The organism is Actinomycetospora sp. CA-101289 (assembly GCF_050955895.1).
Classification (GTDB): Bacteria; Actinomycetota; Actinomycetes; order Mycobacteriales; family Pseudonocardiaceae; genus Actinomycetospora.
Window position 1 is genome coordinate 2,211,045 of the sequence record NZ_CP192093.1, and the last position, 24,166, is coordinate 2,235,210.

22 protein-coding genes are annotated in these 24,166 nt (G+C 74.6%); 12 read left to right on the forward strand and 10 right to left on the reverse strand.

Annotated features, from left to right (window positions below):
• Positions 1-20: 20 nt before the first annotated feature.
• On the reverse strand, positions 21-4,844 hold the full coding sequence (locus tag ACQPX6_RS10990; protein ID WP_433787332.1) for an ATP-dependent helicase: 4,824 nt from the start codon (positions 4,842-4,844) through the stop codon (positions 21-23).
• Between the two features lie 73 nt (positions 4,845-4,917).
• Between ACQPX6_RS10990 and ACQPX6_RS10995 the strand changes: the two genes are divergently transcribed.
• Positions 4,918-6,174: a patatin-like phospholipase family protein gene (locus tag ACQPX6_RS10995; protein WP_433787333.1), complete on the forward strand. Its 1,257-nt coding sequence runs from the start codon at positions 4,918-4,920 to the stop codon at positions 6,172-6,174.
• Positions 6,171-6,842 carry a GAP family protein gene (locus ACQPX6_RS11000; RefSeq protein ID WP_433787334.1) on the forward strand — a complete coding sequence of 224 codons (672 nt, stop codon included), beginning with the start codon at positions 6,171-6,173 and terminating at the stop codon, positions 6,840-6,842. The genes ACQPX6_RS10995 and ACQPX6_RS11000 overlap by 4 nt, the downstream gene beginning before the upstream one ends.
• Before the next feature lie 14 nt (positions 6,843-6,856).
• On the opposite strand, the gene ACQPX6_RS11005 is transcribed toward ACQPX6_RS11000, so the two are convergent.
• On the reverse strand, positions 6,857-6,985 hold the full coding sequence (locus ACQPX6_RS11005; protein WP_433787335.1) for a hypothetical protein: 129 nt from the start codon (positions 6,983-6,985) through the stop codon (positions 6,857-6,859).
• A 23-nt stretch (positions 6,986-7,008) separates the two neighbouring features.
• Between ACQPX6_RS11005 and ACQPX6_RS11010 the strand changes: the two genes are divergently transcribed.
• The 6 genes from ACQPX6_RS11010 to ACQPX6_RS11035 all read left to right on the forward strand — a co-directional run bounded on the left by ACQPX6_RS11010 (position 7,009) and on the right by ACQPX6_RS11035 (position 13,103).
• Positions 7,009-7,203, forward strand: coding sequence for a DUF3046 domain-containing protein (locus ACQPX6_RS11010; protein ID WP_433787336.1), 195 nt, complete (start codon positions 7,009-7,011; stop codon positions 7,201-7,203).
• A gap of 226 nt (positions 7,204-7,429) precedes the next feature.
• Positions 7,430-8,470 (forward strand): recombinase RecA, encoded by a 1,041-nt coding sequence (gene recA / locus ACQPX6_RS11015; RefSeq protein WP_274193531.1) that lies wholly within the window; start codon positions 7,430-7,432, stop codon positions 8,468-8,470.
• 89 nt (positions 8,471-8,559) lie between these two features.
• Positions 8,560-9,102 carry a regulatory protein RecX gene (locus tag ACQPX6_RS11020; RefSeq protein WP_433787337.1) on the forward strand — a complete coding sequence of 181 codons (543 nt, stop codon included), beginning with the start codon at positions 8,560-8,562 and terminating at the stop codon, positions 9,100-9,102.
• A 202-nt stretch (positions 9,103-9,304) separates the two neighbouring features.
• Positions 9,305-10,141, forward strand: a complete 837-nt coding sequence (locus tag ACQPX6_RS11025; protein WP_433787338.1) for a hypothetical protein — start codon at positions 9,305-9,307, stop codon at positions 10,139-10,141.
• Positions 10,142-10,230: 89 nt separating this feature from the next.
• The gene (locus ACQPX6_RS11030) at positions 10,231-12,231 is read left to right on the forward strand and encodes a fumarate reductase/succinate dehydrogenase flavoprotein subunit (protein WP_433788245.1); all 2,001 of its coding nucleotides are present in this window, start codon (positions 10,231-10,233) and stop codon (positions 12,229-12,231) included.
• Between the two features lie 2 nt (positions 12,232-12,233).
• On the forward strand, positions 12,234-13,103 hold the full coding sequence (locus ACQPX6_RS11035; protein ID WP_433787339.1) for a succinate dehydrogenase/fumarate reductase iron-sulfur subunit: 870 nt from the start codon (positions 12,234-12,236) through the stop codon (positions 13,101-13,103).
• Positions 13,104-13,170: 67 nt separating this feature from the next.
• Here the strand turns inward: ACQPX6_RS11035 and ACQPX6_RS11040 are convergent, their stop codons facing one another.
• The 6 genes from ACQPX6_RS11040 to ACQPX6_RS11065 all read right to left on the reverse strand — a co-directional run bounded on the left by ACQPX6_RS11040 (position 13,171) and on the right by ACQPX6_RS11065 (position 17,398).
• Positions 13,171-13,614 (reverse strand): nuclear transport factor 2 family protein, encoded by a 444-nt coding sequence (locus ACQPX6_RS11040; RefSeq protein ID WP_433787340.1) that lies wholly within the window; start codon positions 13,612-13,614, stop codon positions 13,171-13,173.
• A 59-nt stretch (positions 13,615-13,673) separates the two neighbouring features.
• A complete protein-coding gene (locus tag ACQPX6_RS11045) occupies positions 13,674-14,186 on the reverse strand; it encodes a GNAT family N-acetyltransferase (RefSeq protein WP_433787341.1) in 513 nt (170 codons plus the stop codon).
• The gene (locus ACQPX6_RS11050) at positions 14,183-15,037 is read right to left on the reverse strand and encodes an amino acid ABC transporter permease (protein WP_433787342.1); all 855 of its coding nucleotides are present in this window, start codon (positions 15,035-15,037) and stop codon (positions 14,183-14,185) included. The genes ACQPX6_RS11045 and ACQPX6_RS11050 overlap by 4 nt, the downstream gene beginning before the upstream one ends.
• A complete protein-coding gene (locus ACQPX6_RS11055; protein ID WP_433787343.1) occupies positions 15,034-15,678 on the reverse strand; it encodes an amino acid ABC transporter permease in 645 nt (214 codons plus the stop codon). Before ACQPX6_RS11055 ends, ACQPX6_RS11050 begins: the two co-directional genes overlap by 4 nt.
• A gap of 81 nt (positions 15,679-15,759) precedes the next feature.
• Positions 15,760-16,656: a glutamate ABC transporter substrate-binding protein gene (locus ACQPX6_RS11060; RefSeq protein WP_433787344.1), complete on the reverse strand. Its 897-nt coding sequence runs from the start codon at positions 16,654-16,656 to the stop codon at positions 15,760-15,762.
• Between the two features lie 13 nt (positions 16,657-16,669).
• Entirely contained in the window at positions 16,670-17,398 is a 729-nt protein-coding gene (locus ACQPX6_RS11065; protein ID WP_433788246.1) for an amino acid ABC transporter ATP-binding protein, read from the reverse strand.
• Positions 17,399-17,558: 160 nt separating this feature from the next.
• Between ACQPX6_RS11065 and ACQPX6_RS11070 the strand changes: the two genes are divergently transcribed.
• Together ACQPX6_RS11070 and ACQPX6_RS11075 are read left to right on the forward strand one after the other, a co-directional pair.
• Positions 17,559-18,245, forward strand: a complete 687-nt coding sequence (locus ACQPX6_RS11070; protein ID WP_433787345.1) for a response regulator transcription factor — start codon at positions 17,559-17,561, stop codon at positions 18,243-18,245.
• Positions 18,246-18,249: 4 nt separating this feature from the next.
• Complete coding sequence (locus tag ACQPX6_RS11075; RefSeq protein WP_433787346.1) at positions 18,250-19,740, forward strand: sensor histidine kinase; 1,491 nt, start codon at positions 18,250-18,252, stop codon at positions 19,738-19,740.
• Here ACQPX6_RS11075 and ACQPX6_RS11080 read toward each other — a convergent pair.
• Positions 19,716-20,672, reverse strand: coding sequence for a TAXI family TRAP transporter solute-binding subunit (locus tag ACQPX6_RS11080; protein WP_433787347.1), 957 nt, complete (start codon positions 20,670-20,672; stop codon positions 19,716-19,718). The two genes, ACQPX6_RS11075 and ACQPX6_RS11080, sit on opposite strands and share 25 nt — an antisense overlap.
• A gap of 32 nt (positions 20,673-20,704) precedes the next feature.
• On the opposite strand from ACQPX6_RS11080, the gene miaB reads away from it, so the two are divergent.
• On the forward strand, positions 20,705-22,261 hold the full coding sequence (gene miaB, locus ACQPX6_RS11085; RefSeq protein ID WP_433787348.1) for a tRNA (N6-isopentenyl adenosine(37)-C2)-methylthiotransferase MiaB: 1,557 nt from the start codon (positions 20,705-20,707) through the stop codon (positions 22,259-22,261).
• Complete coding sequence (locus tag ACQPX6_RS11090; RefSeq protein ID WP_433787349.1) at positions 22,258-22,710, forward strand: Rv2732c family membrane protein; 453 nt, start codon at positions 22,258-22,260, stop codon at positions 22,708-22,710. The genes miaB and ACQPX6_RS11090 overlap by 4 nt, the downstream gene beginning before the upstream one ends.
• On the opposite strand, the gene ACQPX6_RS11095 is transcribed toward ACQPX6_RS11090, so the two are convergent.
• Entirely contained in the window at positions 22,707-24,059 is a 1,353-nt protein-coding gene (locus ACQPX6_RS11095; protein ID WP_433787350.1) for a DUF349 domain-containing protein, read from the reverse strand. The two genes, ACQPX6_RS11090 and ACQPX6_RS11095, sit on opposite strands and share 4 nt — an antisense overlap.
• Positions 24,060-24,166: the final 107 nt, after the last annotated feature.

Consider the following 24,166-nt stretch of genomic DNA (forward strand, 5'->3'; position numbering starts at 1 on the left):
CGCGTGTCGGGGCCCGGCTCTCACGCCCGCAGGCGCAGCCCCTTCGGGCTGTGGCGGAAGCCGGCGCCGGTGAGGACCTCGCCGAGGACGCCGTCGAGCGCGCCCGAGCCGTCGGCCTTCTCCACCGCGATGCTGCCCAGCCAGCCCTCGCGCACGGCGGTGGCCAGCGCGGACGCGGCGGCGGTGAGGACGTCGTGGTCGGTGGTGAAGCTCAGCAGCGACTTGCCGCCGCGCTCGACGTAGATCGCCGGCTCGCCGTCGGCGAGCACGACGAGCGCGCCGGCCTTGCGGCCCGGGCGGTGGGCGCTGGTGCCGCCGTCCTGGCCGACCGTCGGCGGGAAGTCCAGCGCGGCGCCCCAGGGCTGGGCGGGGTCGGTGGCCGCGAGGACCAGGGCCTTCACCCCGCCGCCGGTGTCCTCGGGACGCGACTCGGCCCGGAGCCGGTCGATGGCCCCGGGCACCGCGAACTGCGCCGCGCCCAGGCCCTCGATGACGTACCCGCGCCGGGCCCGGCCGGACTCCTCCATCGCCCGCAGCACCGGGTAGATGCCCGAGAACCCGCCGGTGGCGCGCTCGGTGTCCAGCGCGCCGCGGGTGAGCACGCCGTGGCGCTCGAGGAACGACTCGGTGCGGGCCTGCGCGCGGCGGGTGGCGTCGGTCTCGCGCGCCGGCACCCCCGACCAGCGCCCGGCGGCCGTGGGCGGGCCGGTGCGCGAGGGCATCGGCGCGCGCCCGAGGCGGGCGTAGCGCCCCCGCGAGGGCGTGCGGCGCTGCCGGTGCGCACCGCCCCGCGAGCCGCCGGAGCCCCGGGACCCACCGCCGGTGACCAGCGCGCGGACCGGGGCGAGCGTGTCGTTGGTGGCGAGCCCGGCCCACACGAGGTCCCACAGCGCCGCGACGAGCGTGGCGTCGTCGGGCAGGTTGATCTCCCGGGACGTCTCGGTCGCGCCGTCCTCGCGCAGCGCGGCGTGGGTGCGCTCGCCGAGCTGGCGGAAGAACAGCGCGCCGCCCGCCTCGAGCGTGGTGAGCAGCGCCCGGTGCAGCGGGGTGTCGACGAGGTCGGGCTCCGGGTCGGGCAGCAGGAGGTCTGCGAGGTCGGTGGGCGCCATGGCCAGCCAGCCGTCGCCGCCGGCGAGCGTGCCGCAGCCGGTCCAGGTGACCTCGCCGGCGCTGGTGAGCTCGTCGAGCAGGGCGGGGGAGTAGCCGGGCAGGCGCGCCGGGAGCACGAGGCTCTCGAGCGCGCTGGCGGGGATGGGCGCGCCCGCGAGCTGCTCGACCACGCCGAGCACGTCGTCGGGGCCCGGCGCGCGGCGGATTCGACCGTGATTCGCGTTCCGCGCGGCAGCTCCGCTGCGCTGCGTGCCGCCTGCCACCCCGTGCCAGGCCGGCAGGAAGCGCCCCAGCGCCGCCGGCTCGACGGGCTCGACCTCGGCGCGCAGGCGGGCCAGCGAGCCCCGGCGCAGCCGGCGCAGGACCTCGGCGTCGCAGACGTCCTGCCCGCCGGCGGGCAGGTCGGCGGGCACCCCGGGCAGGGGCGGGGACCCGTCGGGCCGCAGCTCGCCGCGCACGAGGCGCCCCGAGGACACGAGCCGGTCGAGCACGCCGCCGACGACGGCGACGCCGAGCCCGAAGCGGTGCGCCGCGGCGAGGACGGGGAAGGGCCCTCGGGTGCGGGCGAAGCGGGCGAGCAGGTCACCCAGCGGGTCGGCCACGGGCTCGGTGAACGCCTCGGGCACCCCGACCGGCAGGCCCGCGCCGAGGGCGTCGCGGAAGCGTCCGGCGTCCTCGATGGCGATCCAGCGCTCCTCGCCGGCGACGCGCACGCGGATCGCGCGGCGCGCGGCCTCGAGCTCGGCGAGCCACTCCTCGCGCACGCCCCGGGCCGCGGCCTCCGCGGTGGTCAGGTCGCCGACGAAGCGCAGCAGGTCGGCGGTGCCCTCCATGTCGCGCACGTGGCGCTCGGGGTCGGTGCGCTGGAGCTGGCCCTCGATCTCGGCGAGGACCTCGGCGTCGAGCAGCTCGCGGATCGCCTCGGAGCCCAGCAGCTCGGCGAGCAGCGTGGAGTCGAGCGAGAGCGCGGCGGCCCGGCGCTCGGCCAGCGGCGCGTCGAGCTCGTAGAGGAACATCCCGACGTAGCCGAACATCAGGGTGCGCGCGAACGGCGACGCGCTGGCGGTGGCCACGTCGACCACCTGCACCGCGCGCGAGCGCACGTCGCGCATCAGCGCCGCGAGCCCGGGGACGTCGTAGACGTCCTGCAGGACCTCGCGCATCGTCTCGAGCACCACCGGGAACTGCTCGAACCGGCTGGCCACGCTGAGCAGCTGGGCGGCCTTCTGGCGCTGCTGCCACAGCGGCGTGCGCCGCGTCGGGTCGCGCCGCGGCAGCAGCAGCGAGCGCGCCGCGCACTCGCGGAACCGGGCGGCGAACAACGCGGAGTTGCTGACCTCGGCGGTGACCACCTGTTCGACCTCGTCGGGGTCGAGCAGCACGTCCTCGGCGGTGGGCATGATCTCCTCGCCCGCGTCGTCGAGGGCGTCGGGCAGGCGCAGCACGATGCCGTCGTCGGCGCTGGCCGCCGACACCTCCAGGCCCCGGGTCTCGCGGAACCGGGCGGCGATCGCCAGGGCCCACGGCGCGTTGACCTGCGCGCCGAAGGGCGAGTGCACGACGAGGCGCCAGTCGCCCAGCTCGTCGCGGAAGCGCTCGACGACGATCGTGCGGTCGCTGGGGACGTGGCGCGTGGACTCCTTCTGCTCGCGCAGGTAGGCGAGCAGGTTGACCGAGGCGTTGGTGTCGAGCCCGGCGGCCGCGGTACGCGCCTGGGCCGCCTCGTCGTCGGCCGCGGCGACCTCGCGCACGAACGCGCCCAGCGCCCGCCCGAGCTCGAGCGGGCGGCCCGGCGCGTCGCCCTTCCAGAACGGCATGCGCGCGGGCACCCCGGGCGCGGGCTCGGCGACGACGCGGTCGCGAGTGATGTCGAGGACCCGCCAGCTGGTGGAGCCGAGCAGGAAGGTGTCACCGACGCGGGACTCGTAGACCATCTCCTCGTCGAGCTCGCCCACCCGCGAGCCCCCGGTGCCGCCCTCGCCGGAGCCGGGCGTGACTACCGTGTAGAGCCCGCGGTCGGGGATCGTGCCGCCGCTGGTGACCGCCAGGCGCTGGGCGCCGGGGCGCCCGGCCAGCTGGTCGGTGACGCGGTCCCAGGTGATGCGCGGGCGCAGCTCGCCGAAGTCGTCGCTGGGGTAGCGCCCGGCGAGCATGTCGAGCACCGCGCCGAGCGCGGAGTCGGGCAGCCCCGCGAACGGGGCGGCCCGGCGCACGAGCGCGGTCAGGTCGGCGACCGACCACGCGTCCATCGCCGTCATGGCCACGACGTGCTGGGCCAGCACGTCCAGCGGGTTGCGCGGGTAGTGCATCGCCTCGATCAGGCCGCCGGCCATGCGCTCGGCCACCACGGCGCACGAGACGAGGTCGCCGCGGTACTTGGGGAACACCACGCCCTCGCTGACGGCGCCCACCTGGTGGCCCGCGCGCCCGACGCGCTGCAGCCCGCTGGCCACCGACGGCGGCGCCTCGACCTGCACGACGAGGTCGACCGCGCCCATGTCGATGCCGAGCTCGAGGCTCGAGGTGGCGACGACGCACGGGAGCTGCCCGGACCTCAGCGCCTCCTCCACCAGCGTGCGCTGGGTGCGGCTCATCGAGCCGTGGTGGGCGCGGGCGACGATCACCTCGGCCGGCTCGGCGACCCCGGACTGGCCCACCGCCTCGGCGGGGTAGGGGCCGATCACCGGGGCGAGCTCGTCGGCCTCGTCGTCCGTCGGCTCCGGACGGTCGTCCGGGTCGTCCAGCTCGACCGGCGCCCCCTCCGCCGCGGCGTGCGCCCGCTCGGTGGCCAGCTCGTTGATGCGCGCGGTGAGCCGCTCGGCGAGCCGCCGGGAGTTGGCGAACACGATGGTCGAGCGGTGCTCGCCGACGAGGTCGAGCACGCGCTCCTGCACCGCCGGCCAGATCGACGCCCGCTGGGCCGCCCCGGCCGCCGAGCCCTCGACCTCCTCCTCGACGCCCGGCCCCGCGCCGTTGCCGCCGCCGTCGAGCGCAGCCATGTCCTCGACCGGCACCTCGACGCGGACCTGCACCGACTTGCTCGAGCCCGGCGCCACGACCCGCACCGGGCGCCCGCCGCCCAGGAACGCCGACACCTCGTCGATCGGGCGCACCGTGGCCGAGAGCCCGATGCGCTGGGCCGGCGCGTCGAGCAGCGCGTCGAGGCGCTCGAGGCTCAGCGCGAGGTGCGCCCCGCGCTTCGACGCGAGGACGGCGTGCACCTCGTCGACGATCACGGTGTCGACCCCGCGCAGCGACTCGCGCGCCGCCGACGTCAGCAGCAGGAACAGCGACTCGGGCGTGGTGACGAGGATGTCCGGCGGCGTGCGGTTGAAGCTGCGGCGCTCGTCGGCGGGGGTGTCGCCGGTGCGCGACCCGACGGTGACGTCCGGCTCGGGCAGGCCGAGGCGGACCGCGGCCTGGCGCAGCCCCGTGAGCGGCGAGCGCAGGTTGCGCTGCACGTCGACGGTCAGCGCCTTCATCGGCGAGACGTAGAGGACCCGGCAGCGGCGCGTGGCCTGCTCGGGCGGCGGCGTGGTGGCCAGCCGGTCGAGCGCCCAGAGGAACGCCGCCAGCGTCTTGCCCGACCCGGTGGGGGCGACGACCAGCGCGTGCTGGCCGTCGGCGACCGCCTCCCACGCGCCCTCCTGCGCCGGCGTGGCGCCCGCGAACGCGCCGGTGAACCAGTCGCGCGTCGCGGGGGAGAAGCGGTCGAGGACATCCACGGCTCCCATGGTGCCCTGCACCCCCGACAGCGACCTGCCGGAGACCCTTCCCGCATGCCGGATTCGTCCCTAGCGTGATCGGATGCGGATCGCGCTCGCCTGCCAGGGCGGCGGCAGCCACTCGGCGTTCACGGCCGGGGTCCTCGAGCGCTGGCAGCGCGACGGGGCTCTCGACGCCCGCGAGGTGGTGGCCGTCAGCGGCACCTCCGGCGGGGCGATCAACGCGCTGCTGGTCTGGACCGCGCTGAGGGAGAAGCGGCCCGAGGAGATCCCGGCGCGCCTCGAGGCGTTCTGGGAGGACAACGCGGCCCGCTCGCCGGTCGAGCGCCTGGGCAACGCGGTGCTCGTCGGGGCCGGCGTCGCGCAGAGCCTCGGCCTCGCCCCGCCGCTGAACCCCTACCTGGTGCCCCCGCCGTTCGACGGCCGCGCCGAGTTCCGCCGGCTCCTCGAGCGCCACGTCGACTTCGACGCGCTCACCGTCGACACCGACGCGCGCCACCCGCGGCTCGTGCTCGGCGCCGTCGACGTGCGCAGCGGCGCCTTCCGCGCGTTCGACAGCCGCCGCGACCGGATCACCGCCGACACCGTGCTCGCCTCGGCGGCCATCCCGACCCTGTTCCGCGCCGTGCACGTCGAGGGCGGCGCCTACTGGGACGGCCTGTTCTCGCAGAACCCGCCGATCGCCCCGCTGCTCGACGACGACCCCGACGAGCTGTGGGTCGTGCAGATCAACCCCCGCCGCCGCGACGACGAGCCGCGCACCACGCTCGACATCGCCGACCGCCGCGACGAGCTCGCCGGCAACCTCTCGCTGTACCAGGAGCTGGCCGCCGTCGCGCGCATCGACCGGCTGCTCGAGACGGGCGCGCTCGGCCCGGACAGCGGCTACCGCCAGGTGCTGGTCCGCGTGCTGGAGCTGGCGCGCTCCCTGTCGACGGGCCTGCTCGGGGCGGCGTCGAAGGGCAACCGGGACGTGGCGTTCCTGCGCGACCTGCGCCGCCGCGGCCGCGCGGAGGCCGGCACGTTCCTCGCCGCGCTGCGCTTCGAACGGGCCTGGACCGACGGCGACGTCGACGCCCTGCGCGCGCTGCTCGCGGAGGTGACGGTGGAGGTCGAGGCCCCGTTCGCGCCGTCCGGCGACGACCCGGCCCTCCTGCTCGCCACCGGGGTGGCCCGCGACGTGACCGGTCGGCAGACGGTCGGCGCGGAGGTCACGTGGCCGGTGCGCACGCGGCCGGACGGCGGCGGTGCCCCGGCCGACGGGACGCTGACCGCGACGTTCGTCGGCGAGCTGCTCGTCGCCGTGCACCTCGGACCGGTGGTCGAGGACGGGGTGTGAGCCCGGAGGCGCTCGCCCTCGGCCTGCTCGGCGCCGTCCGGGGCGTGCCGCTGGCGATCGTCTACGCCCTGCTGCTCAGCGAGCAGCCCCGCCGCCTGCTGCTGACCTACATCGGTGCGGGCCTCGCGGTGACCCTCGGCGTCGGCGTCGCCGTGGTGACCTGGCTGCACGCGAGCTCCCGGAGCAGCGAGGCCACCGCCGGGCGCCTCGTCCTCGACCTCGTCCTGGGGGTCGTCGCGATCGTGTGGGCGGGGCTGCGCCTCGCGGGGCGGGAGCCGCGGCGGCGCCGGACCCGGGCGGCGGGGAGCACCGTGCTGCCCGCCGCCCTCGACCGCCGGCTCCGCGCGCCCACGGTGCCCCTGGTCGCCGCCGCGGGCGTCGCCACGAACCTGCCCGGGCTCTACTACCTCGCCGCCCTGGTCGCGATCCTGCAGACGCACCCGAGCGCGCTCGGCGGCTCGGCGCAGGTGCTGGTCTACGCCCTGCTGCGCTTCGCGCTCCCGCTGGCCGCGCTCGTCCTCGTGGTGCTGCGCCCCGACCGCACGGACGAGGTCGTCCGGGGCGTGCACGCGTGGGGACGGCGGCACGCGCGCCTGCTCGTGGCGCTGCTCGTCGGCGGGGTCGGGCTCTACCTCGCGGTCAAGGGCGCGACCGGGCTCCTCGGCTGACGCGGGGTGGGGCTTCAGCGGTCCCGGTTCCGGAACCACCAGCGCAGCAGCACGACGAGCGCCGCGACCAGCCCGAGGAGTGCGACGATCGTGCCGATCGTGCCGCCGGCGGGACCGAGCGCGGTGGCGGCCAGGACGTCCACGCCCCGAGGTTATCGTGGCGCCCGTGCGGCTGACCCACTTCCGCCGGCTCATGGACGACGAGTTCGGTGCCGTGCGCGCCGGCTCGATCGCCCGCGACCACGTCTTCGGCGCGCTGGGCGGGCGCACCGTCGAGCAGGCCCTCGAGGACGGTGAGGAGCCCCGCGAGGTGTGGCGCGCGGTGTGCACCGAGTTCGAGGTCCCCGCGGAACGGCGCTGAGCAGACGCCGGCCGACCCGACACGCCGGTCGGCGACCGGGGCTCGGGATCGAACACGTGTTCGTCTACCCTGCTCCGTACGGTCGCTGTGCGGCGTCAGCGTCGCCACCGTCCGTCCACAACCGTTCCGTTCCTCCACAGGGCGGCCGGTCCGGCACGACCGTTGTCGGACCCCCCGCCTAGCGTCGGCGCCAGAAAGTCGACCCCTGACTCCGAGGTGGCACCCCATGGCACAGGCACCGGATCGCGACAAGGCGCTGGAGCTCGCGCTCGCGCAGATCGACAAGCAGTTCGGCAAGGGCTCGATCATGCGTCTGGGCGACGACGGCCGGGCGCCGGTCAACGTCATCCCGACCGGGTCGATCGCCCTCGACGTGGCGCTCGGCGTCGGCGGGCTGCCCCGCGGGCGCGTGGTCGAGATCTACGGCCCGGAGTCCTCGGGCAAGACGACGGTCACGCTGCACGCGGTGGCCAACGCCCAGGCCCAGGGCGGCATCGCGGCGTTCATCGACGCCGAGCACGCGCTGGACCCGGAGTACGCCAAGGCCCTCGGGGTCGACACCGACGCGCTGCTGGTCTCGCAGCCCGACACCGGTGAGCAGGCGCTCGAGATCATGGACATGCTGATCCGCTCGAACGCGCTGGACGTCATCGTGGTCGACTCGGTGGCCGCCCTCGTGCCGCGCGCCGAGATCGAGGGCGACATGGGCGACAGCCACGTCGGCCTGCAGGCCCGCCTCATGAGCCAGGCGCTGCGCAAGATCACCGGTGCGCTCCACGCCTCGGGCACCACGGCGATCTTCATCAACCAGCTGCGCGAGAAGGTCGGCGTCATGTTCGGCTCGCCGGAGACCACCACGGGTGGCAAGGCGCTGAAGTTCTACGCCTCGGTCCGGCTCGACATCCGCCGCATCGAGACGCTCAAGGACGGCGCCGACGCGGTGGGCAACCGCACGCGCGTCAAGGTCGTGAAGAACAAGGTCGCCCCGCCGTTCAAGCAGGCCGAGTTCGACATGATCTACGGCAGCGGCATCTCCAAGGAGGGCTCGCTGATCGACATGGGCGTCGAGCAGGCGATCGTGCGCAAGTCGGGCGCCTGGTACACGTACGAGGGCGACCAGCTGGGACAGGGCAAGGAGAACGCCCGCAAGTTCCTGCGCGAGAACCCCGACGTCGCCGACGAGATCGAGAAGCGCATCAAGGAGAAGCTCGGCATCGGGGCGAAGCTCGACGCCGAGGCGCCCGCCGCGGCGCCCGTCGACTTCTGAGTCGGGTGGGCTTCGGCGAGAGGGGTTGGCGGCGCCGGTCGTCGCGGGGGCGCGCTCCCGAGCCGCCCGACCCGGGCGACACCGAACCGGTGCCCGACGCCGACCCCGAGTCGGTGGCGCGCACCATCTGCCTGAACATGCTCACCACGCGCGCCCGGTCCCGGTCCGAGCTGTCCGACGCGCTCGCGCGCAAGGACGTCGACGACGAAGTGGCCGCGCGCGTGCTCGACCGGCTGGTCGCGGTCGGGCTCGTCGACGACGCGGCGTTCGCCGAGCAGTGGGTGTCCTCGCGGCACCGCCACCAGGGCCTCGGCAAGCGTGCCCTGGCCGGCGAGCTGCACCGCAAGGGCGTCGACCGCGAGACGGCCACCACGGCGATCGACGAGATCGGCCGCGACGACGAGTGGGTGCGCGCCCGCGCACTGGTCGACCGCCGGCTGCCCTCGCTCGCCCGCTACGACGACGCGGTCGCCGCACGGCGCCTCGTGGGGATGCTCGCGCGCAAGGGCTACGACGGCGGAGTCGCCTACGGTGTGGTCCGCGAGGCGCTCGCCGAGCGCCCGGCGCCGGACGGCGGCGACGCCGACGACGGGGCGCTCGACGGGCTGCTCGAGGCCGCCGACCACGAGTGAGCGCGGTGGATCACCCGACGTGGCCATCGTCACGCCCCGCCACCCCGTGACCCGGGCGACATGGACGTTTGACGCGTCGTAGTGTGCGGCGCACCACAGGGCGTGACCTGCCGGGTCCCGCGTCGGCCGCCGCACCGTTCTCCGGACGGGCGGCCGTGACCCCGGCGAAGGCGCCGTCACCGCAGACGAGGACCGGGGTGCCGTGACCACCACACACGACTCCGGGACGTACCGGCCGCCGGCGCCGGGTCGCCCCGACATCCGACAGCGCACCCTGCGCAAGGACCGCTGGTGGCTGCCGCCGCTGGTCAACGCGCTGGGGCTCGCCACGTTCGTCGTCTACGCGACGATCCGCTCGTTCTGGGGCTCGGCGTACTACGTCGCCGAGTACCACTACCTCTCGCCGTTCTACTCGCCGTGCCTCTCGGAGTCGTGCGTCCCGGGGGCGAGCCACTTCGGGCAGCTCCTGCCGCCGTTCCCGGTGTGGATCCCGCTGGCGATCATCGGGCTGCCGTTCCTCCTCGGCTTCCGCGTGACCTGCTACTACTACCGGAAGTCCTACTACCGGGCGTTCTGGGCGTCGCCGCCCGCGTGCGCGGTGGCCGAGCCGCACTCCACCTACTCGGGGGAGACGCGCTTCCCGCTGATCCTGCAGAACGCGCACCGCTACTTCTTCTACGTCGCGTTCCTGATCTCGGTCATCAACACCTACGACATGGTGCTCGCGTTCCAGAGCACCGACCCGGTCACCGAGGTGACGTCGTTCGGGATCGGCCTGGGCACGCTGATCCTGCTGGTCAACGTCATCGGGCTGTGGCTCTACACGCTGTCGTGCCACTCGTGCCGCCACATCACCGGCGGACGGCTCAAGCACTTCTCGAAGCACCCGGTGCGGTACAGAATCTGGACGACGCTCTCGAAACTGAACACCCGGCACATGCAGTTCGCCTGGCTGACCATCGGCACGCTGATCCTCACCGACTTCTACATCATGCTCGTGGCCAGCGGCACGATCTCCGACCTGCGGATCGTGAACTGATGGCCGGCGAGCGCGGGGACCGCGGAGAGGAGCCGGCCGTGACGAGCCCGGAGGACAACGCCGAGGGGATGTCCCCGGCCGAGGGGACGATGGCGCACGACGCCGTCACCGACGAGGCGGGCACAACGTCGGAGGCCCCCGTCACCCACCACACCTACGACGTCCTCGTCATCGGGGCCGGCGGGGCGGGGCTGCGGGCGGCCATCGAGGCCCGGCTGCGGGGCAAGCGCGTCGCGATCATCTGCAAGTCGCTGTTCGGCAAGGCCCACACGGTCATGGCCGAGGGCGGCATCGCGGCGTCGATGGGCAACGCGAACCCGAACGACAACTGGGAGGTCCACTTCCGCGACACCATGCGCGGGGGGAAGTTCCTCAACAACTGGCGCATGGCCGAGCTGCACGCCAAGGAGGCGCCGCAGCGGGTGTGGGAGTTGGAGACCTACGGTGCGCTGTTCGACCGCACGCCCGAGGGCAAGATCAGCCAGCGCAACTTCGGCGGGCACCAGTTCCCGCGGCTGGCCCACGTCGGCGACCGCACCGGCCTCGAGCTCATCCGCACCCTGCAGCAGAAGATCGTCTCGCTGCAGCAGGAGGACTTCGCCCGCACCGGCGACTACGAGTCCGACCTCGCGGTCTTCCACGAGTACACGATCACCGAGCTGCTCAAGGACGGCGACCGCATCGCCGGGGCGTTCGGCTACCGCCGTCCCACCGGCGAGCTGGTGTGCTTCCACTCCGCGGCGGTCGTCCTGGCCACGGGCGGGGTCGGCAAGTCGTTCAAGGTCACCAGCAACTCCTGGGAGTACACCGGCGACGGCCACGCGCTGGCTCTGCGCGCCGGCGCGAAGCTGCTGAACATGGAGTTCGTCCAGTTCCACCCCACGGGGATGGTCTGGCCGCCCAGCGTCAAGGGCATCCTCGTGACCGAGTCGGTCCGGGGTGACGGCGGCGTCCTCAAGAACTCCGAGGGCGAGCGCTTCATGTTCAACTACATCCCCGAGGTGTTCCGCGAGCAGTACGCCACCAGCGAGGACGAGGGCGACCGCTGGTACACCGACGCGGACAACAACCGCCGCCCGCCGGAGCTGCTGCCGCGCGACGAGGTCGCCCGCGCGATCAACAACGAGGTCAAGGAGGGCCGCGGCTCCCCGGCCGGCGGCGTCTACCTCGACGTCTCCAGCCGCATGCCGGCCGCCGAGATCACCCGGCGGCTGCCGTCGATGTACCACCAGTTCAAGGAGCTGGCGGACGTCGACATCACCGCGGGGCCCATGGAGGTCGGGCCGACCTGCCACTACGTGATGGGCGGCGTCGAGGTCGAGCCCGACACGGCCGCCTCGGCGGTGCCCGGGCTCTTCGCCGCGGGCGAGGTCGCGGGCGGCATGCACGGCTCCAACCGGCTCGGCGGCAACTCGCTGTCCGATCTGCTGGTGTTCGGCTGCCGCGCCGGGGCCGGGGCCTCGGCGTACCTGGACGGGCTCACCGAGCAGCCGGCGGTGAGCGACGCGTCGGTCACCTCGGCCCGCGAGGACGTCGAGCGCCCGATCGTCAACTCGGGTGGCGAGAACGCCTACACGGTGCACCAGGAACTGCAGCAGACGATGAACGACCTCGTCGGCATCATCCGCAAGGCCGACGAGATGGAGCTGGCGCTCAAGAAGCTCCACGAGCTCAAGGACCGGATCCCGCGGGTCGCGGTCGACGGGCGCCGGGCCTACAACCCGGGATGGCACCTCGCGCTCGACCTGCGCAACATGCTCATGGTCAGCGAGTGCATCGCGAAGGCCGCGCTCGAGCGGCAGGAGAGCCGGGGCGGCCACACCCGCGACGACTACCCGACGATGGACGAGAGCTGGCGCCAGGAGCTGCTCGTCCTCTCGCTGCGCGACGACGAGGTGAAGCTCGAGCACCAGGGCCAGCCGGCCATGCGCTCGGACCTGTTCGACCTCTTCGAGCTCGACGAGCTGAAGAAGTACTACACGGGCGACGAGCTCGGCGGGCACCGCTCGGACGCGCCGCCGCGGCAGTCCCGCGGCACCGAGGACTCGGGCGGCGACCCGGGCGGCGAGATCACCGGAGGGGGAGCGTAGGCATGGGCTACCAGGCGGAGTTCAAGGTCTGGCGCGGCGACGCCACCGGTGGCGACTTCGTCGACTACCGCGTCGACGTCGAGGAGGGCGAGGTCGTCCTCGACATCATGCACCGGCTCCAGGCCACCCAGGCCGGGGACATGGCGGTGCGCTGGAACTGCAAGGCCGGCAAGTGCGGGTCGTGCAGCGCGGAGGTCAACGGCCGCCCGCGGCTGATGTGCATGACGCGGATGTCGACGTTCACCGAGGACGAGACGATCACGGTCGCGCCGATCCGGACCTTCCCGGTGATCCGCGACCTCGTCACCGACGTCGACTTCAACTACCAGAAGGCCCGCGAGGTCCCGGCGTTCGCGCCGCCGGAGGACCTCGCGCCCGGCGAGTACCGGATGGCGCAGGTCGACGTCGACCGGCCGCAGGAGTTCCGCAAGTGCATCGAGTGCTTCCTCTGCCAGAACGTCTGCCACGTGGTGCGTGACCACGAGGAGAACAAGGAGGCCTTCGCGGGCCCCCGCTACCTCATGCGGATCGCCGAGCTGGACATGCACCCGCTCGACGTGCGCAACCGCAAGGAGGACGCGCAGGAGGAGCACGGCCTCGGCTACTGCAACATCACCAAGTGCTGCACCGAGGTCTGCCCCGAGCACATCAAGATCACCGACAACGCGCTGATCCCCATGAAGGAGCGCGTCGTCGACCGCAAGTACGACCCGCTGGTGTGGCTCGGCAAGAAGATCTTCAAGCGGCAGGAGCTGGAGCAGCGCGGCGCCACCGGCGCCCGCTCGCTCGACGACCCCGGGCCCGACAACGGCTCGGCCCTGCCCGCGGACGAGATCGAGCACATCGAGCAGCGCGGCGGCGCCCAGGCCTGAGCGCCCCCGTCGTCCCCGTCGGCCCGGGTCCGCAGCGGCGGTTCCCGGGCCGACGTTCGTCCGCGGGTCAGCCGGCGGCGTGCAGCGCCTCCGGCCCGCCGACGGCCGCCCAGAACCGCTCGTTGGCGGCGCGGTCGCGGTCGTAGATCTCCAGGCGCGCCCACTGCCCGTCCCGCATCGCGATCACGTAGACCGCCTGGTTGTCGAAGACGGCGTCGCCCCGGCGGCCGGTCTCGTGGACCAGCATCACCACGCGGTCCTCGTCCCCGTAGAGCCCGACCACCTCCTGGGCGAAGGTGCCGCCGAAGAACGTGAGCCACGCCCCGTAGAAGGCGAAGAAGGCGTCCTTGCCGACGATCTCGTGCAGGTCGGCGGCGCCGTTGTCGTGGTTGATCATGACGAAGTCGGCGGGGAGCATCGCGTCGAACGGCTCGATCTCGCCCCGCTGGGCGGCGGCGAACGCCGTCCGCGTGGCGGTGACGTTCGGGTGCTCGGAGAGGGTGCTGGTCATGGTCGGAGACGCTAGGAACCGGAGCAGCGGCGAACATCTGCCGATCGGCAGACCCGGGGCTACAGGTCCCGGCGCATCGCGACCCGCGGCCACCGGTCCAGCCCGCGCGCGATCTCGGCGCGGCGGACCGCCCGCAGGCCGGGCCCGAGCTCGTCGTCGGTCAGGGGGCGGAACCCCAGCCGCGCGTAGTACGGCCCGTTCCACGGCACGTCGACGAACGTGGTCAGGGTGACCGCCTCCCGGTCCGCGGCGGTGGCGCGCTGGACCAGGTCCTCGACGAGCCGACGGCCGAGGCCGCGGCGCGCCCAGCGCGGGTGCACCGACACCTGCTCGAGGTGGGCGTCGCCGTCGACCACGTCGTCCATGAGGTAGGCGGCCGGGTGCCCGTCGGTCTCCAGCACCCACAGGCCACCGCGGTCGAGCGCACCGTCGAGCACGACCGTCGAGGGCGGGGTGTCGTCGGCGATCGGGTCCATCCCGAGGTCGCGGAACGGCGCGCCGGCCGCGACCTCGATCGCCCGGAGGGTCTCGAGCTCGTCGGGGCGCGCCGGCCGGATCGTCCCGCCCGTCACGTCCCGTCGGGCCGCTCGATCGCGACCGCGATGACAGCCGGGTTGCGCCGCGAGCGCCGCTCGAGCCAGGACGCGATGGCCGAGAGCAGCAGGCACAGGCCGATGTAGATCGCCGCGACGACGAGCGCCACCGGGATCAGCGGCGAGTTCAGCGTGGCGTTCGAGCCCAGGTACTGGGCCTGGAACAGCAGCTCGGGGTACGTGATGAGGAACCCGAGCGCGGTGTCCTTGAGCAGGACCACGAGCTGGCTGACGATCGAGGGCAGCATGGAGCGCACGGCCTGGGGGAGCAGCACGAACCGCATGACGCCGGACTTGCGCATCCCGAGCGCGTAGGCGGCCTCGGACTGCCCCCGCGGCACCGCCAGCACGCCGGCCCGGAAGATCTCGGCGAGGACCGCGCCGTTGTAGAGCATCAGCCCCAGCACCACGGCCGTGAACGTCGAGACGTTCACGCCGGCCGAGGGCAGGCCGTAGTAGAAGAGGAACATCAGCACGACCAGCGGCACGGCCCGGAAGAGCTCGACGACCCCGCTCGACACCGACCGCAGGAAGCGGTGGTCCGAGAGCCGGCCCAGTGCGAGCAGCGCGCCGAGCACCAGCGCCAGGACCGCGCCGACGCCGAAGGCCCGCAGCGTGTTCCACAGCCCGTCGAGGATCGCCAGCTGCACGTTCTCGTAGAGGATCCAGGTCCACACCCGGGCGTCGAGCTGCCCGGTGGCCGCGAGGCGCCAGACGAGCACCGCGACCAGCGCCAGGACGACGGCGAGCGTGACGGCGCCGGCCAGGGTGTTGCGGGCCCGCGCGCGCGGCCCGGGGACGTCGAAGAGGACCGCGGTCGGGGCGCTCATCGCGTCACGCTCCAGCGCTTCTCGAGCCGGCGCTGCAGCACCGTGAGGGGGATGACGAGCACGATGAAGCCCAGCGCGACCCACAGGAGGGCGACCAGCGTCGAGCCGCCCCGCTCGTTGACCGCGCGGTAGAACCCGCCGGCCTCGAAGACCGAGAAGCCGGCCGCGACGGTCGTGTTCTTGAGCAGCGCGATCTGCACGCTGGTCAGCGGCGGCATGACCGAGCGCACCGCCTGGGGCAGCACGACGAGCGTGAGGGTCTGGGTGAAGCCGAGCCCGAGCGCGCGGGCGGCCTCGGCCTGGCCCTCGGACACGGTGCTGATGCCGCCGCGCACGGTCTCGCACACGAACGCGGCGGTGTAGAGCGAGAGCCCGATGACGGCCAGCAGGAAGAACGGCAGGTAGAAGAAGAGCTTGGTGAACCCGAGAGCGAAGAAGAACAGCACGAGGGTCAGCGGGGTGTTGCGCAGCAGGGTCACGTAGGCCGTGCCGGTCGCGCGCATCGCGGGCACCGGGCTGACGCGCATCGCCGCGAGGAGGGTGCCGAGGATCAGCGAGGCGATCGCCGAGACCACGAACAGCCCGATGGTGCCGCCGAAGCGGGTCAGGAACTCGCCGAGGTTGCCGAACAGGACGTCCAACGGGTGCCTCCTCCGTCGGCCCGTGAGCGCCTTCCCGTGCCCTGGCACGGGAAGGCGCTCACGAGCGCGAAGCGCAAACGCCTAGTAGCGCTCGATGGGCGGGGGCTGGGGCGCCGGGGTGCCCGAGCGGCCCAGCGTCTCGTTGTAGAGCCGCGTCCAGGTGCCGTCGTTCTCAGCGGCCTGGAGCAGGTCGTCGACCTTGTTGCGCAGGGCGGCGTCGTCACGGTTCATACCGATGCCGTAGGGCTCCTCCGAGAAGGTCTGGCCGACGACCTTGAGCTGGTCGGGGGTCTGGGCCGCGTAGCCCTGCAGGATCGCGTTGTCCGTGGTCACGGCGTCGACCTGGCCGCCGCGCAGCGCGTCGACGCACTGCGAGTAGTTCTGGAACTCGACCACGTTCTGGGTCAGGTTCTGCTGGCGCACCCGCTGGATCGGCGTCGACCCGGTGGCCGAGCAGACCCGCTTGCCCTGCAGGGTCTGCGGACCGGTGATCGTCGTGTCGTCGGCGCGGACGAGCAGGTCCTGGCCGGCGACGAAGTACGGGCCGGCGAAGCCCACGCGCTGCTTGCGGGCGTCGTTGATCGTGTAGGTGCCGACGTAGAGGTCGACGTCGCCGCGGGAGATCGCGTCCTCGCGGGCGGCCGACGGGATGACCCGGTAGTCGATCTGCTCGGGACCGAAGCCCAGGCCGGCGGCGACCATGCGGCCGATCTCGATGTCGAAGCCGGTGTACTGCCCGGTGGTCGGGTCCTGGATGCCGAGGCCCGGCTGGTCGTTCTTCACGCCGAGCACCAGGCGGCCGCGCTGCTGCATCGCGGTGAACGTCGGGGAGCCGGGCACCTGCACGTTCTGGGCGACCGGCACGCCGGCCACGGGCTGGCCGCCGGGGCTGCCCTCGCGGCCGCAGGCGGCGCCGAAGGCCAGCGCGACGACCGCGAGGAGGACGCCGAGGGTCCGGACAGAGACGACGCGTCTCATGCGGCTCTCCGATCTAGTGGGTGAGGATCTTGCCGAGGAAGTCGCGGGCCCGTTCGGTGGCGGGTCGGGAGAAGAAGCTGTCGGGCGTCGTGTCCTCGACGATCTCGCCGTCGGCCATGAACACCACGCGGTGCGCGGCACGGCGGGCGAAGCCCATCTCGTGGGTCACCACGACCATCGTCATGCCGTCCTTCGCGAGGCCCGCCATGACGTCGATGACCTCGCCGACCATCTCCGGGTCGAGCGCCGAGGTGGGCTCGTCGAACAGCATCACCTTGGGCTCCATCGCCAGCGCGCGGGCGATGGCCACGCGCTGCTGCTGGCCGCCCGAGAGCTGCGCGGGGTACTTCTGCGACTGCTCACCGATGCCGACCCGGTCGAGCAGGGCGCGCGCCCGCTCCTGCGCCTCGGCCTTCGGCACCCCGCGCACCCGCGTCGGCGCGAGCACGACGTTGTCGAGGATCGTCAGGTGCGCGAACAGGTTGAACTGCTGGAACACCATGCCCACGTCGGCGCGCAGCTTCGCGAGGTCCTTGCCCTCCGCGGGCAGCGCGACGCCGTCGATCTCCACGGTGCCGCTGTCGATCGGTTCGAGGCGGTTGATCGCCCGGCACAGCGTCGACTTGCCCGAGCCCGAGGGCCCGAGCACCACCACGACCTCGCCGCGCGCGACCTCGAGGTCGATGTCGCGCAGCACGTGCAGGTCGCCGAAGTGCTTGTCCACCCCGGCCATGCGCACCATCGGGGGCGCTCCCGCCCCCACGGTCTCGTTGCTCATGTCCGCCGGTCCTCCGCTCGTCCGCCGATCCCGGTGCTGCGGAAGGTGCCAGCGTGGTCACCGGGCGTCCACGCTCTTGAGGAAGACTTAGGGTTCGCCCCGGCGGGGGCGGGAGGTGATCGGCGTGCGGGTGCTCGTGGTGGAGGACGACGACCGCGTCGCCGCGGCCCTGCACGCCGCGCTGGCCCGCCACGAGATCCAGGTCGACCGGGTCAGCCACGGCCTCGCGGTGCTGCCCCGCCTGGCCGGGGCGGACGTCGTGCTGCTCGACCTCGGACTGCCCGACATCGACGGGCTGGAGGTCTGTCGCCGCATCCGCGAGGCCGGCGACGTCCCGGTGATCGTCGTCAGCGCCCGCGGCCGCGTCGACGAGCGCATCGCCGGGCTGCACCACGGCGCCGACGACTACCTGGTCAAGCCCTACGACGTCGGCGAGCTCGTCGCCCGCATCCACGCCGTGCGCCGCCGCCGCGGGGCGACCGGGCCGCACGCCGTCCCGGACCCGGTGACGACGGTGGGCGACGACGTCGTGCTCGACCGCGCCCGCCACGTCGTCACCGTCGACGGGGCGGCCGTGGCGCTCTCCCGCAAGGAGTTCGCCGTCCTCGCGCTGCTCGCCGACGCGGACGGCGCGGTGTGCACGCGCGACCGGCTGGTGGCCGAGGTGTGGGGCCGCCGCTGGCCCGGCGCCGACCGCACGCTCGACGTCCACGTCGCCACGCTGCGCACGAAGCTCGGCCGGCCCGGCATGGTGGCCACGGTCCGCGGCGTCGGCTACCGGCTGGTGCCCACCCGCCACGACGGGGCGTGACGGGGTGCGGACCCGGCTGCTCGTCGTGTTCTCGGTCCTGGCCGGGCTGCTGGTCCTCGGGCTCGGCGTGCCGCTGGCCGCGGCGTCGGCGTCCGCGGCGACGTCGCGGCTGTTCGCCGACCGCCTGGGCGACACCACGCGCTTCGCGGCACTGGCGCAGCGGGCGGTCAGCGACGACGACCCGGGCGCGCTCGCTGCGGAGCTCGGGCGCTACGACGAGCTCTACGGCATCGCCGCCGTCGTGCTCGACCGCGACGGCCGGGTGCTCGCGGCGTCGCGCCCGGACGTGCCCGACGCGACCCAGCGCCGGGTGCAGCTCGCCCTCGCGGGCCAGCGCTCGGAGCCGCCGGGCACCGTGTGGCCCTGGGACCGCGACCCGCTGCTGCTCGCCGAGCCCGTGCTGGTCGGCGGCGAGGTCCGCGGGGCCGCGGTGACCGTCTCGCCGACCGCGCCCGCGCACGCCGAGACGCTGCGCGCGTGGGGCGTGCTCGCGCTCGCCGGGCTCGTGGCCCTCGGCGGCGCCGCGGCGCTCGCGCTGCCGCTGGTGCGGTGGATCCTCGCCCCGGTGGAGAGCCTCGACGCGGGCACCGCGCAGGTGGCGGCCGCGGTGCGCGCCGGACGGGCGCCCCGCCCCGTCGGCGACGGCCGGGGCCCGCCGGAGCTGCGGCGCCTGAGCCGCCACTTCGACCAGATGGCCGCGGGGGTGACCCACGCGCTGGAGTCGCAGCGGTCGTTCGTCGCCGACGCGGGCCACCAGCTGCGCAACCCGCTGACCGCCCTGCGGCTGCGCCTGCACAACGTCGCGGCGGCGATGGCGGCGCCCGACGCCCGGGTGGACGACGACCTGCGCGAGGAGCACGGCGCCGCGCTGGAGGAGACCGACCGCCTCGCCGCGGTCCTCGACGCCCTGCTCGCGCTCGCCCGGGCCGAGGGACGCCGCCCGCACCCGGTGCCGATGCCGGTCGACCCGGTGATCGACGAGCGCGTCGACGCCTGGGGCGTGCTCGTCGAGCACGAGGGCCTGCACCTGCGCCGCCGCGGGCCGGGCGGTCTCGTCGCGCGCTCGGACGTCGACGCGGTGGAGGCCGTGCTGGACGCGGTCCTGGACAACGCCGTGAAGTACGCCCCGCCGGGCACCGAGGTCGAGCTCTCGACCGCCCGCGTCGAGGGGTGGGTGGAGATCGCGGTGCGCGACCACGGCCGCGGCCTCGACCCCGCCGAGCTGGAGCGGGCCACCGACCGGTTCTGGCGCTCGCCGTCGCGGCACGGCGACGGCCACGACGGCACGGGCCTCGGGCTCGCGATCGCGGCGCGCTCGGCGGAGCGGGCGGGCGGCGAGCTGCTCCTGCAGCTGCCCGAGGACGGCGGGCTGCGCGTGGTGCTGCGGCTGCCGCCGGCGACCCTGCACGAGGCCGAGGGGGAGCGCGCGGACGCGGCGGCGGGCGCGGCGCCCGACGAGCGGACCGGGGTTCAGAGCCCCTTGGACGTCCGGTAGGCCGCGACCGCGCCGGGGTGCAGCGCGACGGGCTGCGTCCCGATCGCCGAGCGCGGGTCGATGACGCGGCCCGCGGGGTCGGCGGCGGCGAGGGTCTCGCGGCCCTCGAGCATCACCCGGGTCAACGACTCGGCCAGTGCGGGTGCCATGTCCGCGGTGACCAGCAGGACGTTGCGCACCGACGCGGTGCTGACGGGGTCGGTGAGCCCGTAGGTGCCGGCGGGCACCGTGGTGACGTCGTAGACGGGGTAGAGGCTGCGCAGCCGCACGGTCTCCTCGCCGAGGTCGAGCAGGCGCACGGGACGGGTGTGGGCGAGCTGGTCGACGCCCACGGTGGGGACGCCGCCGGACCAGAAGAAGGCGTCGATCTCGTCGCGCTCGAGGGCGGCCACCGAGTCGGCGAGCCCGAGCATCACCGCGCGCAGGTCCCGCTCGGCGGTCAGGCCCACCGTGGCGAGCAGGCGCGGGGCGATGACCAGCACCCCGGAGTTGCGGGCGCCCACCGAGACGCGACGCCCGGCGAGGTCGGCGAGGCGGCGGACCGGCGACTCCGCGGGCACCACGACGTGGATCGCGTCGTCGTGCACGCGCGCCAGGGCCTGCAGCGGGTGCCGGGGGCGGGCGCCGTCGACCGCCCCGTCGACCGCGACGTCGGCGGCGCAGAACGCGACGCGGGCGCGCCCGGAGACGAGCATGCCGACGTTGTCGACCGAGCCCTCGGTGGCCAGCACGCCCGTGGCGACGCCGGGGTCGGCGGCCCACAGCGCGGCCAGGGCGTCGCCGAGGCGCCGGTAGACGCCCTGCGGGCCGCCGGTGGCCACGACGACGGGCGCCTCCCCGGCGCCCGGCCCGCCACAGCCCACGACGCCCGCCCCGGCCAGCGCCAGGGCGCCGCCGAGCAGCGTGCGCCGGGAGACCACCACGCCCGGCATCGTGACACCCCGGGCGCCTACCCTGGGGCTCGATGACCGCAGGAGACGTAGCGCAGCGGAGCTCGACCGATCGGGGTGCCCGCCGCCCCCGCTTCCACATCCGCACCCATGGGTGCCAGATGAACGTGCACGACTCCGAGCGCCTGGCCGGGGTGCTCGAGGAGGCGGGCTACGAGCACACCCCCGACGTCGACGGCGCCGACCTCGTCGTGTTCAACACCTGCGCGGTGCGCGAGAACGCCGACAACAAGCTCTACGGCCAGCTCGGGCGCCTCGCGCCGGCGAAGGCCGAGCGTCCGGGGATGCAGATCGCGGTCGGCGGGTGCCTGGCGCAGAAGGACCGCGAGACGGTGGTCCGGCGCGCCCCGTGGGTGGACGTCGTGTTCGGCACCCACAACACCGGGTCGCTGCCCGCGCTGCTCGAGCGCGCCCGGCACAACGGCGAGGCCCAGGTCGAGATCCTCGAGGCGCTCGAGACGTTCCCGTCGCACCTGCCCGCGCGCCGCGAGTCCGCCTACGCCGGCTGGGTGTCGATCTCGGTGGGCTGCAACAACACCTGCACCTTCTGCATCGTCCCCTCGCTGCGCGGCAAGGAGGTCGACCGGCGGCCGGGGGAGATCCTCGCCGAGGTCGAGGCGCTGGTCGCCGAGGGCGTGCTCGAGGTGACGCTGCTGGGCCAGAACGTCAACGCCTACGGGGTCTCGTTCGACGACCGGGTCAGCGGGCGCACCGCGTTCGCCGACCTGCTGCGCGCCTGCGGGGACATCGAGGGTCTCGAGCGGGTGCGCTTCACCAGCCCGCACCCCCGCGACTTCACCACCGACGTCATCACGACCATGGCCGAGACCCCGAACGTCTGCCCGCAGCTGCACATGCCGCTGCAGTCGGGCTCGGACCGGGTGCTCAAGGCCATGCGCCGCTCGTACCGCGCGCGGCGCTACCTCGACATCGTCGACGAGGTGCGCGCCGCGATGCCCGAGGCGGCGCTGACCACCGACATCATCGTCGGCTTCCCCGGCGAGACCGAGGAGGACTTCCAGGGGACGCTCGACGTCGTCGCGGCGTCCCGGTTCTCGCAGGCGTTCACGTTCCAGTACTCGCCGCGCCCGGGCACGCCGGCGGCGACGCTGCCCGACCAGGTGCCCAAGGCCGTGGTCCAGGAGCGCTACGACCGGCTCACCGCGCTCCAGGAGGAGATCTCGCTGGAGCTCAACCGGGAGCAGGTCGGCCGCGAGCTCGAGCTGGTCGTCTCCACCGGTGAGGGCCGCAAGGACACCGCGACGCGGCGCATGAGCGGGCGGGCCCGCGACGGTCGCCTCGTGCACTTCACACCGGCGGGGACCACGGAGGACATCCGGCCCGGTGATGTCGTCACCGTGCGCGCGACCTACGGCGCCCCGCACCACGTCGTCGCCGACGGCGACGTCCTGACCCACCGCCGCACCCGCGCCGGCGACGCCCACGCCGCCGGGCAGCGCCCGACGACGCCGCGCACCACCGGGCTCGGGCTGCCGACGCTCGGCCCGCCGGCCCCGGCGCCCGCCGCCGCGCCCGGCTGCTCGGCCACCCTGCAGGAGGTTTCGCCGTGACCGATCCGCACACCCCCGGCGGTGTGGACCACGACACGCGCCCGCCCGGGGCCGGCGCCCGCGTCGACTTCGGTCCCGGCGCGCTCGTCGCGGCCGTGGCCGTGCTCGTCCTGCTGCTGGCCGCCGTCCTGCCCTGGACGGGGCTGGGCGCCTCGGGCTGGGAGGTCGTCCTCGGCCGCCCCGGCGTCACCGGGCTGCCCCGGCTCTTCGGCTCGCTCGCCGTGGTCTTCGGGGTGGTCGGCACGGCCGTCGCCCTGCTCACGGGCCGCTGGCCAGCGGTGTTCGTCACGGCCGCGGGGTGCGCGGTCACGTCGGTGACCGGGCTGTGGGCCGTGTGGTCGCAGAACACCTCGGCGGGCGACGGCCCGGGCGCCGGGCTCTTCCTCGCCCTGCTCGCGATGATCGTGCTCGCGGCCCGCTGGGCGGGCTACGCCTTCTCGCGCAGCTAGCGCGTGGCCTGCTCCGCCGCCGCGAGCCACTCGCGCCACTGCGCGGCCTGGCGCTCGGCCTCCTGGGCGCGGCGGTGGTCGCCCGCGGCCTCGGCCTTGGCCGCCTGGGCCTCGAAGCCCTCGACGCGCGCGCGGAACTGGGCGACCCGGGCCTCGGTCTCGGGGTCGACGGCCTGCCAGCGGCGGTCCACCGCCGCCCGCACCCGGTCCTCGACCTCCTTGAGGCGCGCCGAGAACTCCCGCACGCGCTCGCGCGGCACCTTGCCGAGGGCGTCCCAGCGCTCCTGCACGTCGCGCAGCGCCGCCCGGGCCGCGTCGACGTCGGCGAGGTCGATGCGCGCGGCCTCGGCGAGCAGCGCCTCCTTGGCCTGCGCGTTGCCCTCGAACTCGGCGTCGCGCGCCGAGAAGGTCTCCGAGCGCCGCGAGAAGAACGTGTCCTGCGCGCCGCGGAAGCGCGCCCACAGCGCGTCGTCGGCGTCCTTGCTCGTGCGCCCGGCGGCCTTCCACTCGGCCATGAGCTCCTTGTAGCGCCCGGCGGTGGGACCCCAGTCGGTGGAGTCGGTCAGCGCCTCGGCCTCGGCGACCAGCTCCTCCTTGCGGGTCTTGGCCGCGGAACGGGCGCGGTCGAGCTCGGCGAAGTGGGCTCCGCGGCGGCGGGCGAAGGTCTCGCGGGCGCGGGAGAAGCGCTTCCACAGCGCGTCGTCGGTCTTGCGGTCGATGCCCTTGACCGCCTTCCACTCCTCGATCATGGTCGAGAAGCGGTCGCCGGCGTGCTTCCAGCGGGTGGTCTCCTCGGCCAGCGCCTCGGCCTCGGCGATGAGGGCCTCCTTGCGGGCCACCGCGTCGTCGCGGGCCCCCGCGCGGGCGGTGCGCTCGGCGTCCTCGGCCCGCTCCGCGGCGACCACGACGGCGTCGAGGCGGGCGGCGAGCCCGACGAGGTCGCCGACGACGGCGGCGTCGACGAGGCGCTCGCGCAGGGCGGTGGCGCTGCGCAGGGTGGCGCGGGCGTCGCCGCGGCCGGTGGCGAGGCGCCGCACGAGCAGGTCGACCTCGGTGCGCAGGTCGTCGAAACGCACGGCGTAGTGCGCGAGCCCCTCCTGCGGGTCGCCGGCCTGCCACGAGCCGACGCTGCGCTCGCCGTCGGCGGTGCGGACGTAGACGGTGCCGTCCTCGTCGACCCGGCCCCAGCGCGCCGGGTCGGTGGCGGCCGACGCGACGGAGGGGATCGTGGCCGGCGGCTCGGGCGCGGGTGCGGGCTCGGTCGCGACCGGCTCGGCCAGTGGTGCCGGCGGGGCGGGCACCACCCGGTCGGCCTCGTCCACCCCGGCCGGAGCCTGTTCGTCGGACATCGGCCCCGACACCTCCCGCTCCTCCGGTGCGGGCATTCAAGCAGGTGGGACGCGCGCGGAGGAACTCCCCACGGGCGACGGCAGGCGCCCACACCTCCGGTTAGCCT